The following is a 20,226-nucleotide window of genomic DNA, read 5'->3' on the forward strand; positions in this document are numbered from 1 at the left end:
CCGGAATTGACCGGTAAATGCGACGCGGTGGCGGCTATTTCGTCGCTTGTGCCCCGGCGGTGGACAGTTCGTAGAGACCTGAACAAAAACTCGTTATGATTAGCTCACTTAGCTAATAACGGAAGCCACCATGTCCGCGCCCATAGTTCCAGGCCTGTCGATCATCCATGCCAACCAGATGGAGCCCCTTCGCACCTTGCTGGTGGAGTGGATCCGGGCCCACCCCCTGGGGCCATTGGAAAACGAGATCTTTTTGGTGCAGAGCAACGGCATGGCCCAGTGGCTCAAGCTGGCCCTGGCGTCGGAGCAGGGACTGGGGATCGCCGCGGCCCTGGAGATGCAGCTGCCGTCGCGGTTCCTGTGGCAGAGTTACCGGGCGGTGCTGGGTGAACAGGCGGTACCGAAAGACTCGCCCTACGACAAACCGCAGCTGCGCTGGCGGTTGATGAAGCTGTTGCCACAGCTGCTGACTCAGCCGGTGTTTGCACCGCTGAAACAGTTTCTGCATGATGACGGCGATTGCCGCAAGCTGGACCAGTTGGCGGAGCAGTTGGCGGATCTGTTTGACCAGTATCAGGTGTACCGGGCCGATTGGCTCGATGCCTGGGCCCGTGGAGACGACACCCTGTTGTCGGCCGGCGGTGAGCCAACCGACATCGATGGGGCTCAGGCCTGGCAACCGGCGCTGTGGCGGGCGGTGGTCAATGATATGACCCCTCAATGGCGTGACAGCAGCCGGGCCAGGTTGCACCAGAGCTTTATCGATGCCCTGGAACAGGCCCCGCAACGGCCGCCGGCGCTGCCGCGACGGGTACTGGTGTTTGGCATCAGTGCCTTGCCTCAGCAGGCGGTGGAATCGCTGAAGGCACTGGCGAAGCACTGCCAGATTCTGTTGTGCGTGCAAAATCCCTGTCAGCATTTCTGGGCCGACATTGTCGAAGATCGCGAACTGTTGCGACGGGAACTGGCCCGGGCCCGCCACAGCCGCAAGCCCGGCGCGCCGGCGGTGATCGATCTGGAATCGATGCATCAGCATGCCAATCCGTTGCTGGCGTCCTGGGGCAAGCAGGGGCGCGATTACATCGGCCTGTTGTACGGCATCGACGAGCCGGATCAGTACCGGGACTATTTCCGTACCATCGACCTGTGGCAAAGTCCGTTGCCGGAGTCGTCGGTGCCGAGCCTGCTTAACCGGATTCAGCAGGGAATCTTCGACCTCGAACCGATGCCGGCGTCGCCGCAGCCGCTGGACGTCGAGGATCGCTCGGTGGTGTTTCACCTGGCCCACAGTCGACAGCGCGAGGTCGAGGTGCTGCACGATCAGCTGTTGCGCCGTTTCAATGAACAAGCGGATTTAAGTCCCTCCGACGTCATCGTGATGATGCCGGACGTGGATCTGTACGCTCCCCACATCGAGGCGGTGTTTGGCCACCTGGAGCGGGACGACAGCCGCTATATCCCCTTTACCATTGCCGATCGTCCCGAACGCGGCCACCAGGTGGTGGTGCTGGCGCTGGAGAAGCTGCTGCACCTGTCGCAATCGCGGTTCACGGTGTCGGAGCTGCTGGAGTTGCTGGCGGTACCGGCGTTGCGAGCCCGTTTCGACATCGATGAGTCGCAGCTGCCACTGCTGGCGCGTTGGGTGGAGCAGGCCGGAGTGCGCTGGGGCCTGGACGGGCAGCAGCGGCAGAGTTTTCAGCTGCCGGAGCAACTGGAGCAGAACACCTGGCGCTTTGGTCTGAAGCGAATGCTACTGGGCTACGCCGTGGGCCAGGGCGAGAACTGGCACGGCATCGAGCCTCTGGACGAAGTGGGGGGGCTGGATGCGGCGCTGGTGGGCAAAGTCTGCGAGCTGATCGATGCGCTGGCGCAGTTGTGGCAGCAGCTGGGCCAGAGTCACACCCCGTCACAATGGAATCAGCTGCTGCGGTCGGCGGTGGCGGCACTGTTCCTGCCTCAGGATGAACAGGAGACCCTGCTGCTGGAGCGGATGCAGGATGCACTGGCCCAGTGGCTCGCCGCCTGCGACGACGCCGGGCTGGATCAGGAACTGCCCATCACCGTGGTTCGGGAGGTGGCGCTGGCTCCCTTTGGTGACGAGGGGGTGTCACAGCGGTTTCTGGCCGGAAAGGTGAACTTCTGTACCCTGATGCCGATGCGGGCCATACCGTTTCAGCAGGTGTGCCTGCTGGGCATGAACGACGGCGATTACCCCAGAAGCCGGCCGCCGCTGGACTTCGATATGATGGCCCGTGCGGGTCAGTACCGGCCCGGGGACCGTTCCCGGCGGGAAGACGATCGCTACCTGTTTCTGGAAGCGTTGCTGGCCGCCCGGGAGCAGTTGTACATCAGTTACATCGGCCGCAATGTCCGCGACAACAGCGAGCGCACGCCGTCGGTGCTGGTGGGCCAGCTGCAGGATTACCTGTGCAGCGCCTTTACCCTTGCCGGCCAGAATTTACTGGACAGCTTGACCACGGTCCACCCGTTGCAACCGTTTGCCCCCGCCTATTTCGACGGTCAGCATCCGGCGCTGTTCTCCTACGCCAGCGAATGGCAGCAGGTGCACCATCAGCCGTCATTGCCCCAGGCCGAAGCGGATGCGCGGCTGCCGGCGCTCAGCCGCGACGAGCCGCTGATGCTGTCCGAGCTGCAGGGGTTACTGGCGGATCCGGTGCGCAGTTTTATGAATCAGCGTCTGGGGGTGTGGTTCGTCCAGGAGATGTCGGTCAGCGATGATCTCGAACCCTTTGCGCTGGACGGCCTGCAGCGCTATCTGCTCAGGGACGAGCTGCTGCAGCAGCTTTACCTGTCGGAGCCACAGCAGGCCAGAGACGCGCTGGAGGTCACCGTCAGCAAACTGGTCCGTCGTGGCCAGCTGCCGATGAAGGGGTTTGCCGCCCTGGCCAGCCAGGATCTGGCCGAACCCGCCTGGCAGGCTTACCAACACTATCAGCATTGCCTGCAGGGGCTGACCCTGACCGAGGCGTCGCTGGAGCTTAGGCACAGTCATGGGGATCTGGTGCTGGAGGACTGGCTCAGCCGTCTGTATCAGGACTCGCAGGGGCATTGGGTCCAGCTGCAGGTACGACCCGGTAACCTCGGTGGCAAGGCCGGCCTGAAAAACCCGCTGCATATGAATGCGCTCTATTGTGGCCATCTGGCTGCCTGCGCCTGCGATCATTCCATCACCAGCATGCTGATCGGCAGTGACGGCGTCTGGCAACTGGCGCTAATGGCACCGCAACAGGCCAGGGAGCGGTTGCAGATGCTGATGACCCTCTATGCCGATGCCATGCGACAGCCGCTGCCGGTGGCACCGCGAGCGGCCTTTGCCTACCTGGCCGCCGACGGCAACCATGACGACCGCCTGCAGTCGGCGCAATCGGCCTATGAGCCGGGTTTCTTTGGCGGCGGCGATCTCGGCTACAGCCCCTATCTGGCACGACAATACCCCGATTTTTCCCGTCTCGACGGCGACCGTTTTGCGGCGCTGGCCGAGGCGCTGTATCAACCCTTGCTCGATCTTGTCGAGCAGGTGGAGGTTTAGATGACCACGACGCTGCAACCCCTGAGCTTTCCCCTGTCCGGCACCCGGCTTATTGAAGCCAGTGCCGGCACCGGCAAAACCTACACCATTGCCGCCCTGTATCTGAGGTTGGTATTGGGCCACGGCGGTGAGTACGGCCACCCCAACGGCGGGTTGATGCCGCCGGAGATTCTGGTGGTGACCTTTACCAACGCCGCCACCGAAGAGCTGAGGGACCGGATTCGTAAACGGCTGGTGGAGGGCGCACGCTGCTTTCGCGGCCAGTTGGCCGAGCCGGATCCCTTTCTGGTCGGGTTGCGGGCCAGCTACCCGGTAGAGGCCCACCCGGGCTGCGCCCTGAAGCTGGAGCTGGCAGCGCAGATGATGGATCTGTCCGCCATTCATACCATCCACAGCTGGTGCCAGCGGATGCTGCGCGAGCACGCGTTCGACTCCGGCTCCCTGTTCAGCCTGGAGCTGCAGACCGACCTCAGTGGCCTGAGGCAGGAAGCGGTGCGCGACTACTGGCGGGGGCACTTCTACCCCCTGAGCAGTCAGGCGCTGCAGCCGATCTACGATCTGTATTCGACTCCGGCGGCGCTGGAAAAGGCGCTGATGCCGCTATTGGGGCGTGGCCTTAAAGGGCGTTCGCCGGCCGAGGTGGTGGCGGAGCAGTGCCAGGCGGTGGCGCACGCCAAGGCGGTCTGGCAGCGGGAGTTTGAGGCGGTCAGCGAGCAGATACAGGCGGCGTTGGCCGCCAAACTGGTGTCCAAAGCCAAGATCAAACCGGTGTTGCTGGAGGAGGTGCGCCGCTGGCTGGACGACGACCGTCTCAGCCTGCCGGAGACGGCTGCCGGCAAGCCGTCCAAGGCCTGTGAGCACTTCAGTTCCCAAGGGATTCAGGCGGCCTGCAACAAGGGCAAGAGCCTGGAGCCCAATCCGGCGTTTGAGGCGATGCAGGGGCTGGTGGATACCCTGGCATCGCTGGATCTTAAGCGCAACCTGCTGAGCCACGCCGCCGCCTGGGTCAGCGATCGGCTCGAGGCGGAGAAGCAGCGCCAGGCGGTGCTGGGGTTCGATGATTTGATGCGTCACCTCGATGCTGCCCTGAGCGGCGACAATGGCCAGGCGTTGGCCCAGCTGATTCGCCAGCAGTTTCCTGCCGCGCTGATCGATGAGTTTCAGGACACCGACCCGGTTCAGTACCGGCTGTTTCAAACCCTGTACCTGGATCAGCCCCAGTGTGCCCTGATGATGATTGGCGATCCCAAACAGGCCATCTACGCCTTTCGCGGGGCCGACATTCACACCTACCTGCAGGCCCGCCGGGATACCGCCGGGCGTCATTACACCCTGGGCACCAACTACCGTTCCACTCGGGGGATGGTCGCGGCGGCCAACTCGGTGTTTGAGCTGGCCCAGGGGTATCGGCAAGGCCCGTTTCTGTTTGCCGACGAGATCCCCTTTATCAGTGTCGACGCCAACGGCAAGCCGGATCGGCTGCTGATAGACGGGGAAGAGGTCAACGGCCTGAACCTGTGGCTGGACCCGGACAGTGAGCCGGTGAACAAGGGGCGCTACCTCGAGCGCCAGGCCGAGGCGGCCGCCAGCGAGATGTGTCGTTACCTCACCCTGTCCAGTCAGGGCCGGGCTGGTTTTGAGCGCGAGGGTGAACTGACACCGTTGAACGCTGCCGACATGGCGATTCTGGTGCGGGACTTTACCGAGGCCAAGGCGATTCGCGCCGCCCTGGACCGCCGCGGCATCCGCAGTGTCTATCTGTCCGATAAGGACTCGGTCTACGCCAGTGCCGAGGCCCAGGATCTGTTGCTGATTCTGCAGGCGGTGGTGGCCCCGGAGCAGGAGCGGCGGATTCGCGCCGCCCTAGCCTGCCAGACCCTGGGCATGGACTGGACCACCCTGGACAGTCTCAATGGCGATGAACACCAGTGGGATAGGGTTGTGGAGCAGTTTCGAGGCTATCAGCAGCACTGGCAGAGCAAAGGGGTGCTGTCGATGGTACGCAGGCTGATGGCCGACTACGGCATCGCCAACCGGCTGATGCATGAGGGCGGGGGCGAGCGCAGTCTGACCAACTTGATGCACCTGGCCGAGCTGATGCAGGCGGCGTCGGCCACCGTGGATGGTGAATTGGCGCTGCTGAGGTTATTGGCCGAGCAGATCGAATCCGGCCAGGGGGACGATGATCAGATCCTGCGGCTGGAGAGTGATGCCGAACTGGTGCAGGTGGTGACCATTCACAAATCCAAGGGGCTGGAATACCCGCTGGTGCTGTTGCCGTTTGTGTTTGGTTTTCGCCAGGCGGCGGCTCGGGACGGACTGCTGACCTACCGTGACCATGATGGCCACAACGCGGTGGCGTTCAACCCGGATCAGCAGGCCGTCGAACAGGCGGAGCACGAGCGGTTGGCGGAAGACCTTCGGCTGCTGTATGTGGCGTTGACCCGGCCGGTGTACGCCTGCTTTCTGGGGTTGGCACCGGTGAAACTGGGCCGGACCGGCAAACGGGACAGCAGCGATCTGCACCACAGTGCCCTGGGGTATCTGCTGGGGCAAGGCGAGCCCATGGATTCCCATGATCTGGCAAGCCGGCTGCAGGACCTGGTTGAGCCGGGGCAAGCGCTGCTGACGCCGTTACCCGAGGCGACCGAGGCTGTGTGGCAGGAGGCCAGAGTGGACGCCAGCGCCCTGAGCGCCACCCTCCCTGAGCGGCGCGTGCCGGCCGGTTGGCGGGTGGGCTCCTACTCGGCACTGTTGCATGGCATGAGCCATCACCGAGATGGCTCCGATACCAGTGCCGGCGGCGCCCAGAGCCGCATCGGCGAACTGATGGCCGAGCAGGACCTGCCACTGCCACAGGAGCCGGATCCGGACTCCATCCACGGTTTCCCCCGGGGCGCCGGTCCCGGCACCTTCCTGCACGACTGGCTGGAGTGGATCGCCAATCAGGGCTTCGATCGCTACTGCGCCGACGCCCTGGCACAGGAGCTGCTGCAACGGTGTGAGCACAAGGGCTACGAGTCGTGGCCAACGGTACTGCAGCCCTGGGTGACGGCGGCACTGGCCCAGCCGATGCCGCTGCCCGCCAATGACGACCAACCGCAGCAGGTGGCTTTGTGCCAGCTCGGCAGTGTGGTGGCCGAGATGGAGTTCTGGTTTGCCGTTAATGAACTGGATGTGGCCCGGCTGGACAGCCTGGTGCGCGCCCACCTGTGGCCTGGCCTGCCCAGGCCCAACCTCAAGCCCCAGCAGTTACACGGCATGCTCAAGGGTTTTATCGATCTGACCTTTGAGCATCAGGGCCGCTTTTACGTGGCCGACTACAAATCCAACTACCTGGGGCCGGACGACAGTGCCTATCGCTTTGAGGCGATGCAGGAGGCGATGTTGTCTCATCGCTACGATCTGCAGCTGGCCCTGTACACCCTGGCATTGCACCGGCTGCTGAAAACCCGCCTGCCGGATTACGACTATCAGCGTCATCTCGGCGGCGGGGTGTACCTGTTCCTTCGCGGCATGGGGGCGGCACAGGCCGACTCCGGTAACGGCGTGATCGCCCTGAAGCCTGACCAGGCTCTGGTGGACGCCATGGATGCCCTGTTTCACGGAGAACCCGCATGACCCCGGAATCACTGTTTGATGCGTTGAGCGACTATCTGGACGAGGGCTGGCTGCGGCCGCTGGATCTGGCCCTGGCGCGGCTGTTGCTGGAGCAGGAGCCGGACACGCCGGCCCAGGTGCTGCTGGCGGCGGTGTGGGCCAGCCACCAACTGGGGCGAGGCCATCTGTGCCTGGACATCGAGCAACTGCTGAACCTGCCCCAGCAGGTGCTGGCGTTGCCCCCTGAGGGGCGAAAGCCGGCGCAACTGCCGCTGCCGTCGTCGTTGATGGCGCAGTGGTCACCGGAGTCCTGGCTGCCAGCCCTGGCCCGGGCCGCCGTGGTGTCGGTGGACGGTCAGGACCAGGATCACAGCCGGCCGCTGGTGCTGAGTCAGGGGCGACTCTATCTGCGCCGCTACTTTCGCTATGAATGTCAGGTCGCCGAAGGGCTGGCCGCCCGATTGATGCCGCTGGCGGTGGACGCCAAGGCGCTGCGGTGTCAGCTGGAGTCCCTGTTTGCGCCGTTGAAATCGGAAACGGAGCAGCAGGGCAGTGAGGTGCACTGGCAAAGCGTGGCGGCGGCGCTGGCATGTCGCAGCCGGTTTACGGTGATCTCCGGAGGGCCGGGTACCGGTAAGACCACCACTGTGGTGCGGCTGTTGGCGGCGCTGCAGCAGTTGGCGATGGACAGCGGTGCGGCGCTGAGAATTAAGCTGGCAGCTCCCACGGGCAAGGCGGCGGCGAGGCTGTCGGAATCTCTGTCCGGTGCCCTGAGCCAGTTGCCTGAACCACTGGCCGCAGCCATTCCTACCCAGGTCAGTACCCTGCACCGGCTGCTGGGATCCCGCCCGGACAGCCGCCAGTTTAAACACCATCAGGGCAACCCCATGCACCTGGATCTGCTGGTGGTGGATGAGGCCTCCATGGTGGATCTGGAGATGATGGCGGCGCTGTTGGCGGCGCTGCCGCCCCAGGCCAGGCTGATTCTGCTGGGGGACAAAGACCAGCTGGCGTCGGTGGAGGCGGGCGCGGTGCTGGGGGATCTGTGTGAGCAGGCTGCCAAGCCCCGCTACTGGCCGGCCACCACCGACTACCTGCACAGTCACAGCGGCTATCAACTCCAGGCCTGGCAGGGGCCGGGCACTGCGTTGGAGCAGCAGATTGCCTTACTGAGAAAAAGCCACCGTTTCGACGCCAACAGCGGCATCGGCCATCTGGCCCAGGCGGTCAACGAAGGCCAGCCGGAGCAGGCGAATGCGCTCTGGCATCGAGGCTGGCGGGATCTGCAGCAGCGGCGTCTGACCGGTGCCGAAGACACCTACCTGGAGCGGCTGTGCATTGAGGGGGAAGGGGAGACGGGTGAGGCGCACCGGCGCGTCCTGGAGGAGGGGCGTTCCCCGCAGGGGTACGGTCACTACCTCAGCCTGATGCACCAGGGCGGCGACGCACTGAATCAGCGGGCGCAACAGTGCCAGGCTCCGGAACAGTGGCAGATGCTGTTTACTTCGCAAGAGCAGTGGATTAAGGAGTTGTTGAAGGCGTTTGGAGAGTTTCAGTTGCTGTGCGCGGTGCGGGACGGCGACTATGGCGTCAGCGGCCTCAACCGGCGCATCGCCTCGGCCCTGTGCCGCCGTGGATTGATCAGTCAGGACAGCGGTTGGTATGCCGGCCGGCCGGTGATCCTCAGTCGCAACGATTACAGCCTTAAGCTGATGAACGGCGATGTGGGCCTGTGTCTGCCGGTGTGGGACGAGCAGGGCCAGCGACGGCTGAGGGTGGCGTTCCTGACCCCCGAGGGGGGGATAAAAACGGTGATGCCGAGCCGGCTGTCCAGTGTGGAGACCGTGTACGCAATGACGGTGCACAAATCACAGGGATCGGAGTTCGCGCATACCGCCATGGTGCTGCCGGCCAGCGACAGCCCGATTCTGACCCGGGAGCTGGTGTACACCGGCATTACCCGGGCCCGTCACTGGTTTACGTTGCTGACACCGACACCACGATTGTTTGCCGCCGCCATCGGCCGACGCACGGTGCGGGCCTCGGGTCTGTCGCAGCGACTGGCGTCACTGACCCCGCCGTAGCGCCGGTGCAGGCCGATGACTCTCCGGTGAGTTTGTCGGTCGGGGCGGACCGCGGCCAGCCGGAGTGATGGGCGTCAAAGGCGGCGCGCCGTTTTGCCATTGTCAGCGGCGGGGCCGGGCCGCTGGTGCTCAGGAACTAATTAACGAATACAAACTCTTACTATTTACGCTCGCCGTGGGGGTATCAACCGGTTGGCGATGTTGGCGAGAGCTGATAATTTTCCATCTCCGACTTATTCGAATGGTGGCCAAGGATGGCCGCCAGGAACGCAAACATGATCAAAATCTCCGGTCTGTCCAAGCGCTATGCCATGGGCGACAGCACAGTGGATGCCCTTACCGACGTCAATCTCAGCATCGATGAGGGTGAATTTGTTGCCATCATGGGGCCATCAGGCTCCGGAAAATCCACCCTGATGAACCTCATTGGCTGCCTGGATCAGCCCAGTGCCGGCCGTTATCTGCTGGCCGGTCAGCCGGTGAACCAACAGGACGACGCCGCCCTGTCCCGCATCCGCAATGAGCACATCGGTTTTGTGTTTCAGAGCTTCCATTTGTTGCCGCGCATGACTGCCCTGGATAACGTGATGCTGCCACTGCGTTATCGGTGCAGCGGCGGTGATGCCGGGGCCGACACCGAGCGGGCCCGGCAGTTGTTAGCCCGGGTTGGCCTGGGCGATCGGCTGCACCACCGGCCTAACCAGCTGTCCGGCGGACAGCGCCAGCGCGTGGCCATTGCCCGGGCGCTGATCAACCGGCCGGCCATCCTGCTGGCCGATGAGCCCACCGGCGCCCTGGACAGCCGCACCTCCGACGACATCATGGCCCTGTTTAAAGAGCTTCATGCCCGTGGGCAGACCGTGGTGCTGGTTACCCACGAGGAGGAGGTGGCCCGCCATGCCAAGCGGATTGTATGGATGCGCGACGGCCGCATCGAGAAACTGGAGGGGTGTGCCAATGATGCGGCTTAGTGCATTACTGTTGGCGTTAATGGCCGCTCCGGCGCCGCTGCAGGCTCAGGCCCAGACGCTGCTGCTAACCGGCGAGGTCAGCTCCTCTCAGGCCCAGAGCCTGACGGTCCCCAGGGCCGGTCGGGCCTGGCGCTATCAGATTCAGTGGATGGCTGCGGAGGGAGAGATGGTTCGCGCCGGCGATCCCGTGGTGGTGTTTGATAAAAGCGGCGTCTCGGGACAGATCGATCAGTTCCAGGCGGCGCTGATTCGCGTGGAGGCGGCGGTGCAGGCCAAGCAGGTGGAGCTGAAACAGCAGCGGCTGCAGGCCGAGTTTGAGGTCACAGAGAAGCAGTTGCTGATGGAGAAGGCGCAGTTGGATGCCGAAGTGCCGGCGGATTTCCAAAGCCCAAAGGAGTACGCCGACAAGCAGTTTGAACTGATGAAGGCGGGTGCCGAACTGGCGAAATCGAAGCGGGCTCTGGCGGAGGTCGAACGGGCGTCAGTCGAGGAGATGCGTAAGCTGACCATCGATCGGGACAAGGCGCAGCTGGAGCTCGGTAATGCCGAGCGGTTGATGAATAACCTCGAACTGACCGCCCGTCACGATGGGCCGATGATCTACGCCCGTCGATCCTCTGACGGGGTCAAGACCGAGGTGGGGGATACGGTGCAGGTCGGGGCCCAGGTGGCCACCATTCCCGGGGTGGATGGCCTGCAGGTCCAGGCCTGGGCCAACGAGGTGGACATCGATCGGGTTCAGGTCGGTATGCCGGTGCGCCTGACCCTGGATGCGCAGCCGGATCGGCCGCTGAGCGGGTCGGTAACCAAGGTTGCCCTCAAAGCCGAGCGCCGCCATGGCTGGGGGGAGAGCAACTGGTTTTTGGTGAACGTGTCACTGGACAATGGCGAAGCGGTGGCACTGGTGCCCGGGATGAGCGTGCTGGTGGCTCTGGAGGTGGGCTTATGAGAGCAGCATTGATGGCGGCAGGGCTGCTGGTGCTGTGCGCCTGTCAGCCTCAGCCTGAGGCGGGGGCGGGGGCGCCTGCGACGGCGGCCGTTGACTCCTCGATTCTGGTTAGCGGTGAGCTGGTGTCGGTGGACTCACTGGGGGTGTCGCCGCCTCCGGTTCGCCGCCAGTGGCAGTATCAGATTAAGTATTTGGCGACGGAGGGTAAGCCCATTGCCAAAGGAGAGTTACTGGTGGTTCTGGACGCCTCGGACCTGGAGCAGAGGCTGCAGTTGCGCCAGGCGGATCTGGACGAGGTGGAGCAGGACATAGAGACCTCCACCATGCGTAACGAGAAGCAGCTGCAGGAGCTGAAGCTGCAACTGGCCGAGGCCAGGATGAACCAGGAGAAAGCGCTGAGAAAGTACCAGATTCAGGACGACAGCGTCGCGGCGCTGGAGCGGGAGAAGTACCGCCGTGATGCCGACATCGCCGCGGCCCGGGTGGCGCTGATTGAGCAAAAGCTGGTATTGGAGCGCCAGGGTGTCCGGCAGCGGCTGGCGATGCTGGAGGGCGATCGCCAACGCTGGCAGGCCCGGGTGAACCAGCTCAGCGCCGATATTCGTCGCATGACCATCGTGGCCCCGAGGGCGGGCATGGTGGTGGTCGGCACCTCCATGGAGGGGGCAAAGCTCAAGCCCGGCGCCTCGGTGTACGCCGGTGATGACATCGTGCGGCTGCCGGATCTGTCAAAAATGGCGGTGCAGTTGGCGATTCCCGAGGTCGATGCCCGTCGGGTTAGCAAAGGCCAGAGAGTGAAAATTAAACTCGATGCCAGTCCGGAGCGACCGTTCTATGGTCAGCTGACCGACATCAGTCCGGTATTCCGGCGCAAGAACCAGGAGGTGCCGGTGGTGGTGTTTGATGCCCTGGCCACCATCGATGCGCCGGATCCCCAGCTGATGCGCCCGGGCATGACTGCCAAAGTGGAGGTACTGCCATGAGGGTTGCAGTAATTGCGGTGTTGGCCCTGGGGGTATTGGCGGGCTGTGGTCAATCGCAGCGGGACGGGGTGTTGACCGTGACCCTGAACCCCGGGGATTTTGAACATAAAATCGATGCCCGTGGCCAGCTGGAGCCGGCCAATGCGGTGTCGGTATCGGTGCCGTCGTCCCTTCGAGGCCCTCAGAGCCTGTCCTGGGTGGCCGATAACTTTACCCCGGTGAAGCAGGGGCAGGTGGTGGCCAGACTCGATGCCAGCCGTCAGCAACTGGACGCCAGAATGGCGCAGTTTGAAATCGACAAGCTGGTGATCGATGGCGTGCTGCAACGGGGTAAGGACGGCAACCTGCTGGATGAGATTCACACCGGCCAGACCGTGACCCGCCAGGAGCGGGAGTTGGCGGAGCGCTTTTTCAGTGACGATCCCAGGGTCTACTCACGCATCGAAGTGATCGACAACATGCGTAACAAGGGCTACCTGGATGCCAAATTGGGGTATCTGGACTGGGACCTGGGGGAGCAGAGCCACCGCTCGGATGCGGAGCAGCAGCTGATTGAGCTGAAGCAGCGGGGCCATAAAGCCAAGGTGGACCGGGCTCAGGGCAACCTGCAAAAGATGGAGGTGGTGGCCCCTGCCGACGGACTGTTTGTGCTCAGCAGCGGCTTCAGGGGCCAGCCTGTGGTCAGCGGTGATACCGTCTGGTCTGGAATGACCATCGGCCAGATCCCGGATCTGTCGGTGATGGAAGCCCGGCTGTATGTGCTGGAGTCGGAAGCGGCGGGCCTGGCGGTGGGGCAACCGGTGACGCTGTATCTGGACGCCTACCCGCAGCAGGCGATTGCCGGCACTGTGACACAGGTGGACACCCTGGCCAAGCCCAGGCAAGACAATTCACCGGTGAACTACTTTGGTTTCACCGTGACTCTGGCCTACACCGATACCGGGGTGATGTTTCCCGGACGTGAGTTGACCGGCCAGGTGGAGGTGGATCGCCAGCAAGGGGTGATCAGTGTGCCGAATCAGTCTTTGTATCAGAAAGATGGCCGCCGCTGGGTGTATTTGAAACAGGGTGACCAGTTTGTTGAGCGTACGATCATGGCCGGAGCCCGCAGCCTTAATCGCACGGTGATTCTCGACGGGCTTAGCGACGGCGACACCATTGCACTGGTGAAACCCGGGGAGATCCGTCGATGATGGGGTGGAGTGAAATCAGTCAGGCCCTCGGCCAGATGGTGCACCACAAACTGCGCACCGGGCTGACGCTACTGGGGATGATCTTCGGCGTCGGGGCGGTGATCGCCATGCTCAGCATCGGCGAGGGTGCCGAACGGGAAGCGTTGTCGATGATCGAGTCCATGGGGCTGCGTAACGTGGTGGTGGAGAGCCGGCCCGCAGAGGGTGAGGCGTTGAAGTCGGTGCGCGAACACAGCGTCGGCCTGTCTCTGGGAGACGTTGACAGCGCCCTGAATACTCTGGCTTTCATCGATGCCTGGAGTGCGGAAAAACAGGTCAGGGTGTTTACCCTGTTCAGCCGTCATGGTCGCAGTGACGCCCGGGTCAGCGGCGTGTCACCGAGCCACTTCGGGTTGGCCAGCATGAGCCTGGCCCAGGGGCGTTTCTTTACGGAAACGGAAGGCCGCCATTATCGCCAGCTGGCGGTGTTGGGGCCGGAAGCGGCCCAGGGGTTGTTTCCCGGTGGCGAGGCCATCGGCCAGCGCATCAAGATCAACCATCAGTGGTTCGAAGTGGTGGGCGTGCTGGCGGATAAGGGCCTGCAGAAGTCGAAAATTGACGGGGTGAAGCTCGGCGGTGAGCGCAACCAGGTGTTTATTCCACTGCACACCGCATTGAAAAAACTGGCGTTTAAGCCTCTTGATGATCAACTGGACGCGGTAAAGTTGCAACTGAGACCCGGTGTGGACGCGCCGTTGGCGGCGGCCAGCATCGACCATCTGTTGTCACGGCGCCACGGCGGTGAGTTCGATTATCAGGTGGTGGTGCCGGCGGATTTGCTGGCGCAATACCAGCAGACTCAGCGCATCTTCAACATCGTGATGGCCTGCGTGGCCGGGATATCCCTGCTGGTGGGCGGCATCGGTATCATGAACATTATGTTGGCTACGGTGATGGAGCGAACCACCGAGATCGGCCTGTTGCGCGCCCTCGGGGCCACCAGGGCCGATATCGCCCGCCAGTTCATCATCGAGTCTCTGGTGATTGCCGCTTCCGGCGGCCTGATTGGCATCGTTGCCGGCATACTGCTGTCGCTGGTGATCGGTGCCTACGCCGACTGGCAGGTGGCCTGGTCGTCCTACTCGCTGCTGTTATCGGTGGGAGTCTGTATGGCGATCGGCGTGCTGTTTGGTTGGTACCCGGCCAAAAAGGCCGCCGGACTGGATCCCATCGTAGCCCTGCAGCGAGATTAAGCCACGAAAGCATATGGAAAAAAGTCGGTTTGATGATTCTGACCGCCATCGCTGGCGAGACGGCGGAATCGGTCTAAGCTAACGGGATGCCCAAATGGATTTGGTGTCCCTTATGAAGGATTGGTTCGACGCACTTTCTGTGCATTCCAAGTTGAGAATGCTGTATCTGCTGCCGCTGTTGGCGTTGCTGGCCTGGGTGCTGCTCGGGGCCTGGAGCCGCACCGACACCCTGTTACGACACTGGCAACTTCCTGAGGCGGCGCAACTGCTGCAACAGGGCATGACTCTGTCATCGTTGCTGCAACAGGAACGGCGACAGTTCAGTGCGCGCCCCGCCATCAGCAATCCCATCGAAGTGATGACCATGGTGTTACGCACCGACCTGGCGATTCGGGAGTTCGATGAGGCACAGCAGCACTGGCTCGACGCTACCGAGGCGTTCTGGCCCAGCCAGACTGTGCTCAACCAATCCCTGATGCAACTGCCGCGGATGCGTGATGGCCATCGGCGCGACCAGGTCACCAACGCCCAGTTGCATGGGCTCTACACTCAGATTCAGAGGCAGTTGCATGCCTTTTTGTCGCGCCTGCTGGCTTCCGGTCAGGAGGCCGAGGTGGTGCACCGAGGGGGCGCCTTGATGGCGGCGGTGCAGGCATCGGAGCGGCTGGCATTGCTGCCGTTGGCGGTGGATCCGGTTCAGACTCGGCGATTGCAGTTGGAGTTCAATCTTTACCTGGCCCAGTACCTTAGCCGATTGAATCCAAAGTCTTCCGGGTTGGGGGCGCTGCCGGCAGGGTTGGCGCCGCTGACGCCAGCGGACACCATTGATTCACAGGCACTGAATCAACGCCGGCAGCGCCTGGTGTGGCATGTGGCCATAGAGCATCAATTGACGCGTGACAGCCTGTTGGCCGCCTGGCAACGCACCCTGTCTGGCTGGGTAACCTACCTGCTGGTGGCTGCCGCTTTGCTGGTGGCGCTAGGCTATGGCTGCAGCCGCGTTGCTACTCAGTTGTACCGTCGCATCGGTAGACTGTGTCTGGCCTTGAGGGCGGTGGATCAGCAGCAAAACTACCAGGTGCGGGTGATGGCGGACAGTCCGGACGAATTGGGTGCCATCAGCGCCAGCCTCGATGGCCTGCTGAGCGAGGCCGACACCGTCCGCCGCGAGTTGGCGTTGGCCAAACGCCATCTGCGGGCACAGCAGCGGGCGATCGAGGCGCTGGCCCGGCAGAATCCCAAGGTCACGCCGTTGCACGATCCCCTGTCGCTCCTGTCCGGATCCTGAAAGATGCGGGCTATTTAGCCAGAGTGTTGCCGGACTTTACCCGACTTTACATTGCTTTACGCTACTGAGCCGATGGCTTCTTTACAATAGCCCCAGATACAGGTTGAGGGCAGGTAATGAAAAAAGTAGTTGTGGCAGTGTGCGCATTGTTGATTCTGGGGGGCTGCAACCGTGACGGCAGCGCGGCAGGAGCCCCACCAAAGGGCAAGCCGAAACGAGTGGTAGCGGTGAGTAGCACCCTGGTATCGTCGCAATCCATTGCCGAGTCCATCGAGTTGGTGGGTAGCTTGCAGGCCGAGCAGTCGGTGTTTGTAGCGGCCGAAGTCGCCGGGCGGATTGCCAACATCGAGGTGGCGCCGAACCAGGCTGTCTCCGCCGGACAGGTGCTGCTGACTCTTGACGACAGCCTTTCCAAAGCCACCCTGGCCGAGGCCAATGCCTATCTGGCCGATGAATCCCGCAAGTTGCAGGAGTACCAGCGGCTGGTTGCCAATGCGGCCATTACCCAGACTGAAATCGATGGTCAGCAGGCCAGCGTCGACATCGCCCGGGCGCGCCTGGCCGCAGCCAAAGCCCAGTTTGATTACCACACCGTCAAGGCACCGTTTTCCGGTACCCTGGGGCTGGTGGATATCAATTTGGGCCAGCGAGTCGGCTCCGGCGATGGCCTGATCTCTCTGGACGATCTGTCCAGTATGCGCCTGGACCTCAATGTGCCGGAGCACCTGCTGTCGCGGGTGTTTGTCGGCATGCCGATCCAGGCCAGGGTCTCCGCCTGGCCATCGCAGGCGTTTCGTGGTGAGGTGGTGGCCATCGATTCCCGGGTGCAGCAGCGCAGCCTCAACCTGCGGATGCAGGTGCGATTCGATAACCCACAACAGTTGTTGAAACCCGGCATGCTGGCCCAGGTGACGCTGGCGTTCTCCCCCTTGGAACAGCCGGTGATTCCGGTGCAGGCCTTGGAGTACTCCGGAACCCGGCGCTATGTGTATCTGATTGATGACCAGCAACGGGTTCGCCGTAGTGAGGTGCACCTGGGTACCCGGGTCGACAACCGGGTGTTGATCGAGCAGGGACTGGCCGTCGGCGATCGGATTGTGGTGCAGGGGTTGGTGAACATGAAAGACGGCATTCGGGTTAAGGATCTGAGCCTGGCGACCGCATCAACAGGAGCACGCGCTGATGTGGCTCTCTGATACCGCAGTGAAACGGCCGGTGGTGGCCATGGTGCTCAGCGCGCTGCTGTGCGTGTTCGGACTGGTGTCGGTGTCCAAACTGGCGGTGCGCGAGATGCCGGATGTGGAAAACCCGGTGGTGACCATCATGACCCGCTATGACGGGGCGTCGGCATCGATCATGGAGAGCCAGGTCACCTCCAATCTGGAGGACCAGTTGTCCGGGATCAGCGGCGTCAAAGAGATCACTTCGGTGACTCGCAACGGCAACTCCCGCATCACCATTGAGTTCGAGTTGGGCTGGAATCTGACCGAAGGGGTCAGTGATGTCCGTGATGCGGTCGCCAGAGCCCAGCGCTCTCTGCCCGATGAGGCCGACGAGCCCGTAGTGTCCAAGGACAACGGCACCGGCGAACCCTCGGTGTACGTGAACCTGAGCTCGACCCTGATGGATCGTACCGAGTTGACCGATTACGCCCAACGGGTGGTGGAGGATCGACTCAATCTGGTCAGTGGCGTCAGTTCGGTGCAGTTGGCCGGCGGTTTGTACAAGGTGATGTACGTCAAGCTGGATCCGATGCGCATGGCCGGGCGCCAGATCACCAGCAGCGACATTGTGGCGGCGCTGAGGGCGGAAAACCTGGAGAGTCCCGGGGGGGAAGTGCGTAACGATGCTTTGGTGATGCCGGTGCGCACCCAACGGTTGTACGCCCAGTCCCGGGATTTTGAGTACCTGGAGGTGGGGCGCAGTGACGACGACAGCCCCATCTACCTGAAAGATGTCGCCGATGTGGCTATCGGCGCCGAAAATGAAAGCTCCAGCTACAAAAGCAACGGCATTGCCAACGTCAGTCTCGGGGTGGTGCCGCAGTCTGACGCCAATCCACTGAAAGTGGCTCAGGATGTGCGCCTGGAGGTGGAACGGATGCAGGCGTTCCTGCCGGATGAAACCCAATTGCAGGTTGATTATGACTCCACGGTGTTCATCAGCGAGTCCATCTCCGAGGTATACGCTACCCTGATGATCACCGGGGGGCTGGTGGTGCTGGTGCTGTACCTGTTCATCGGCCAGGCCCGGGCGACGCTGATTCCTGCGGTGACCGTTCCGGTATCGCTGATTGCGGCTTTTATCGGCGCCTACGTTTTTGGCTACTCCATCAACCTGCTGACCCTGATGGCGCTGATTCTGGCCATCGGTTTGGTGGTGGACGACGCCATTGTGGTGGTGGAGAACATCTATCACCACATCGAAAAGGGCACACCGCCGTTGCTGGCGGCGTACCGGGGTACCAAGGAGGTCGGGTTTGCGGTGCTGGCCACCACCTTGGTGCTGGTGATGGTGTTCCTGCCGATCTCCTTTATGGACGGCATGGTCGGGCTGCTGTTTACCGAGTTTTCGGTGATGCTGTCACTGTCGGTGATCTTCTCGACCCTGATCGCCCTGACGCTGACGCCGGTACTGGGCACCCGCCTGCTGCGGCCGAACCCCAAGCCCAATGCGCTGACACGTGGGGTCGACGGGCTGTTTACCGCTTTGGAGCGAGGCTACCGCAGGCTGCTGGCCTACTGCCTGAAGTGGCGGTTGGCGGCACCTGCGGTGATTGTGGCCTGCGTACTCGGCAGTGGCTGGCTGATGCAACAGGTGCCGGCTCAGCTGGCGCCGCAGGAGGACCGGGGGGTGCTGTTTGCCTTTGTTAAGGGGGCAGAAGGCACCAGCTTTAACCGCATGTCTGCCAACATGGATCAGATTGAGCAGCGGCTGCTGCCGTTGCTGGGGCAGGGGGTATTGAAGTCATTCAGTACCGAGACGCCGGCCTTTGGCGGACGTACCAGTGATCAGATCGGGTTTGTGATCATGCAGCTGGAGGACTGGCAGGATCGTGACATCAGTGCCCAGCAGGCACTGGGGTTGATCAGCCGGACATTGAGCGATCTGCCCGATGTGATGGTGCGGCCGATGATGCCCGGTTTCCGGGGGCGATCCAGTGAGCCGGTTCAGTTCGTGCTTGGAGGTACCGACTATCAGGAGTTGTTTGTCTGGGCCCAGCAGTTGCTGCACCTGGCCGAGGACAGCCCCTTTATGAATGGTGTGGAACTCGATTACGCCGAAACCACCCCGGAACTGGTGGTGGAGGTCGACAGGAAGCGGGCGGCAGAGCTGGGGATCTCGGTGGCCGAGGTGTCCGACACCCTGGAGATCATGCTCGGCGGACGCAGCGAAACCACCTTTGTCGACCGTGGTGAAGAGTACGATGTGTACCTGCGCGGCGACGAAAATGCCTTCAACGCCAGCAGTGATCTCAGCCGCATCTACCTGCGGGCCGCCAACGGCGAGTTGGTCACGCTCAATACCCTGGCCAGCTTGACCGAGGTGGCGTCGGCGCAGCGGCTTGGGCATACCGATAAGCGAAAATCCATTGTCCTCAAGGCCAATCTCAGCGACGGTTATACACTGGGACAGGCGCTGGATTACCTGGAGCAGCTGGCCATCGATAAGTTGCCCAAGGAGATCACCGTCGGTTACACCGGTGAGTCTAAGGACTTCAAGGAGAATCAGTCCAGTACCGTGATGGTATTCGGTCTGGCGCTGCTGGTGGCTTATCTGGTGCTGGCGGCCCAGTTTGAGAGCTTTATCAATCCGCTGGTGGTGATGCTGACGGTGCCTATGGGGATCTTCGGTGCCCTGGCCGGGTTGTACCTCACCGGCCAGGGACTGAACCTCTACAGCCAGATTGGCATGATCATGCTCATCGGTATGGTGACCAAAAACGGCATTCTGATTGTCGAGTTTGCCAACCAGTTGCGGGATCGGGGCATGGCATTTGAACAGGCGATAACCGATGCCGCCTGTCGCCGACTGCGCCCCATCATGATGACCGCCCTGACCACTCTGGCCGGTGCCATTCCGCTGATTCTCTCCAGTGGCGCCGGGGCCGAGAGCCGCATTGCGGTAGGAACCGTGGTGTTTTTTGGCATGGCGTTTGCCTCGGTAGTGACACTGATGGTGATTCCGGCCATGTACCGGTTGATTGCCGCATCGACCCGCTCACCTGGGTTTGTAGCACAGCGGCTGGCTGCGCAGCAGACGGCGGAGCAAGGGGACTGAGCCTGAACGACTGGACAGTGACAATCAAGAGCGGCCTGGCCGCTCTTTTTTTTGCCTGGTTGGTGCGCTTTGTCGCGCTGAAGACTATTCTTTTA

The 20,226-nt window shown here is 62.6% G+C and carries 11 protein-coding genes; all 11 read left to right on the plus strand.

The window, feature by feature from the left end:
* Window positions 1-130 precede the first annotated feature (130 nt).
* The 11 genes from recC to BLT77_RS10980 all read left to right on the plus strand — a co-directional run bounded on the left by recC (window position 131) and on the right by BLT77_RS10980 (window position 20,131).
* Window positions 131-3,550 carry an exodeoxyribonuclease V subunit gamma gene (gene recC / locus BLT77_RS10930; protein WP_090365305.1) on the plus strand — a complete coding sequence of 1,140 codons (3,420 nt, stop codon included), beginning with the start codon at window positions 131-133 and terminating at the stop codon, window positions 3,548-3,550.
* Window positions 3,551-7,171, plus strand: a complete 3,621-nt coding sequence (recB, locus tag BLT77_RS10935) for an exodeoxyribonuclease V subunit beta (protein ID WP_090365306.1) — start codon at window positions 3,551-3,553, stop codon at window positions 7,169-7,171.
* Window positions 7,168-9,234 carry an exodeoxyribonuclease V subunit alpha gene (gene recD / locus BLT77_RS10940; RefSeq protein WP_090365307.1) on the plus strand — a complete coding sequence of 689 codons (2,067 nt, stop codon included), beginning with the start codon at window positions 7,168-7,170 and terminating at the stop codon, window positions 9,232-9,234. Before recB ends, recD begins: the two co-directional genes overlap by 4 nt.
* Window positions 9,235-9,509: 275 nt before the next feature.
* Window positions 9,510-10,205, plus strand: coding sequence for an ABC transporter ATP-binding protein (locus tag BLT77_RS10945; protein ID WP_090365308.1), 696 nt, complete (start codon window positions 9,510-9,512; stop codon window positions 10,203-10,205).
* The gene (locus BLT77_RS10950; protein WP_143026614.1) at window positions 10,192-11,154 is read left to right on the plus strand and encodes an HlyD family secretion protein; all 963 of its coding nucleotides are present in this window, start codon (window positions 10,192-10,194) and stop codon (window positions 11,152-11,154) included. Before BLT77_RS10945 ends, BLT77_RS10950 begins: the two co-directional genes overlap by 14 nt.
* Window positions 11,151-12,137 carry an HlyD family secretion protein gene (locus BLT77_RS10955; RefSeq protein ID WP_090365310.1) on the plus strand — a complete coding sequence of 329 codons (987 nt, stop codon included), beginning with the start codon at window positions 11,151-11,153 and terminating at the stop codon, window positions 12,135-12,137. Before BLT77_RS10950 ends, BLT77_RS10955 begins: the two co-directional genes overlap by 4 nt.
* Window positions 12,134-13,330, plus strand: coding sequence for an efflux RND transporter periplasmic adaptor subunit (locus tag BLT77_RS10960; protein WP_090365311.1), 1,197 nt, complete (start codon window positions 12,134-12,136; stop codon window positions 13,328-13,330). The genes BLT77_RS10955 and BLT77_RS10960 overlap by 4 nt, the downstream gene beginning before the upstream one ends.
* Window positions 13,327-14,562, plus strand: a complete 1,236-nt coding sequence (locus tag BLT77_RS10965; RefSeq protein WP_090365312.1) for an ABC transporter permease — start codon at window positions 13,327-13,329, stop codon at window positions 14,560-14,562. Before BLT77_RS10960 ends, BLT77_RS10965 begins: the two co-directional genes overlap by 4 nt.
* Window positions 14,563-14,674: 112 nt before the next feature.
* Complete coding sequence (locus BLT77_RS10970) at window positions 14,675-15,850, plus strand: nitrate- and nitrite sensing domain-containing protein (protein WP_176819286.1); 1,176 nt, start codon at window positions 14,675-14,677, stop codon at window positions 15,848-15,850.
* A 116-nt stretch (window positions 15,851-15,966) separates the two neighbouring features.
* The gene (locus tag BLT77_RS10975) at window positions 15,967-17,046 is read left to right on the plus strand and encodes an efflux RND transporter periplasmic adaptor subunit (RefSeq protein WP_090365314.1); all 1,080 of its coding nucleotides are present in this window, start codon (window positions 15,967-15,969) and stop codon (window positions 17,044-17,046) included.
* Complete coding sequence (locus tag BLT77_RS10980) at window positions 17,033-20,131, plus strand: multidrug efflux RND transporter permease subunit (protein WP_090365315.1); 3,099 nt, start codon at window positions 17,033-17,035, stop codon at window positions 20,129-20,131. Before BLT77_RS10975 ends, BLT77_RS10980 begins: the two co-directional genes overlap by 14 nt.
* Window positions 20,132-20,226: the final 95 nt, after the last annotated feature.

This window comes from Ferrimonas sediminum, assembly GCF_900100175.1.
Taxonomy (GTDB): Bacteria; Pseudomonadota; Gammaproteobacteria; order Enterobacterales; family Shewanellaceae; genus Ferrimonas; species Ferrimonas sediminum.

What these genes read in the sequence shown, in the direction of transcription:
- recC (WP_090365305.1), top strand. Translation starts at nt 131, where the DNA reads ATGTCCGCGCCCATAGTTCCAGGCCTGTCGATCATCCATGCCAACCAG.
- BLT77_RS10970 (WP_176819286.1), top strand. Translation starts at nt 14,675, where the DNA reads ATGAAGGATTGGTTCGACGCACTTTCTGTGCATTCCAAGTTGAGAATG.
- BLT77_RS10975 (WP_090365314.1), top strand. Translation starts at nt 15,967, where the DNA reads ATGAAAAAAGTAGTTGTGGCAGTGTGCGCATTGTTGATTCTGGGGGGC.
- recD (WP_090365307.1), top strand. Translation starts at nt 7,168, where the DNA reads ATGACCCCGGAATCACTGTTTGATGCGTTGAGCGACTATCTGGACGAG.
- recB (WP_090365306.1), top strand. Translation starts at nt 3,551, where the DNA reads ATGACCACGACGCTGCAACCCCTGAGCTTTCCCCTGTCCGGCACCCGG.
- BLT77_RS10960 (WP_090365311.1), top strand. Translation starts at nt 12,134, where the DNA reads ATGAGGGTTGCAGTAATTGCGGTGTTGGCCCTGGGGGTATTGGCGGGC.
- BLT77_RS10980 (WP_090365315.1), top strand. Translation starts at nt 17,033, where the DNA reads ATGTGGCTCTCTGATACCGCAGTGAAACGGCCGGTGGTGGCCATGGTG.
- BLT77_RS10950 (WP_143026614.1), top strand. Translation starts at nt 10,192, where the DNA reads ATGATGCGGCTTAGTGCATTACTGTTGGCGTTAATGGCCGCTCCGGCG.
- BLT77_RS10955 (WP_090365310.1), top strand. Translation starts at nt 11,151, where the DNA reads ATGAGAGCAGCATTGATGGCGGCAGGGCTGCTGGTGCTGTGCGCCTGT.
- BLT77_RS10945 (WP_090365308.1), top strand. Translation starts at nt 9,510, where the DNA reads ATGATCAAAATCTCCGGTCTGTCCAAGCGCTATGCCATGGGCGACAGC.
- BLT77_RS10965 (WP_090365312.1), top strand. Translation starts at nt 13,327, where the DNA reads ATGATGGGGTGGAGTGAAATCAGTCAGGCCCTCGGCCAGATGGTGCAC.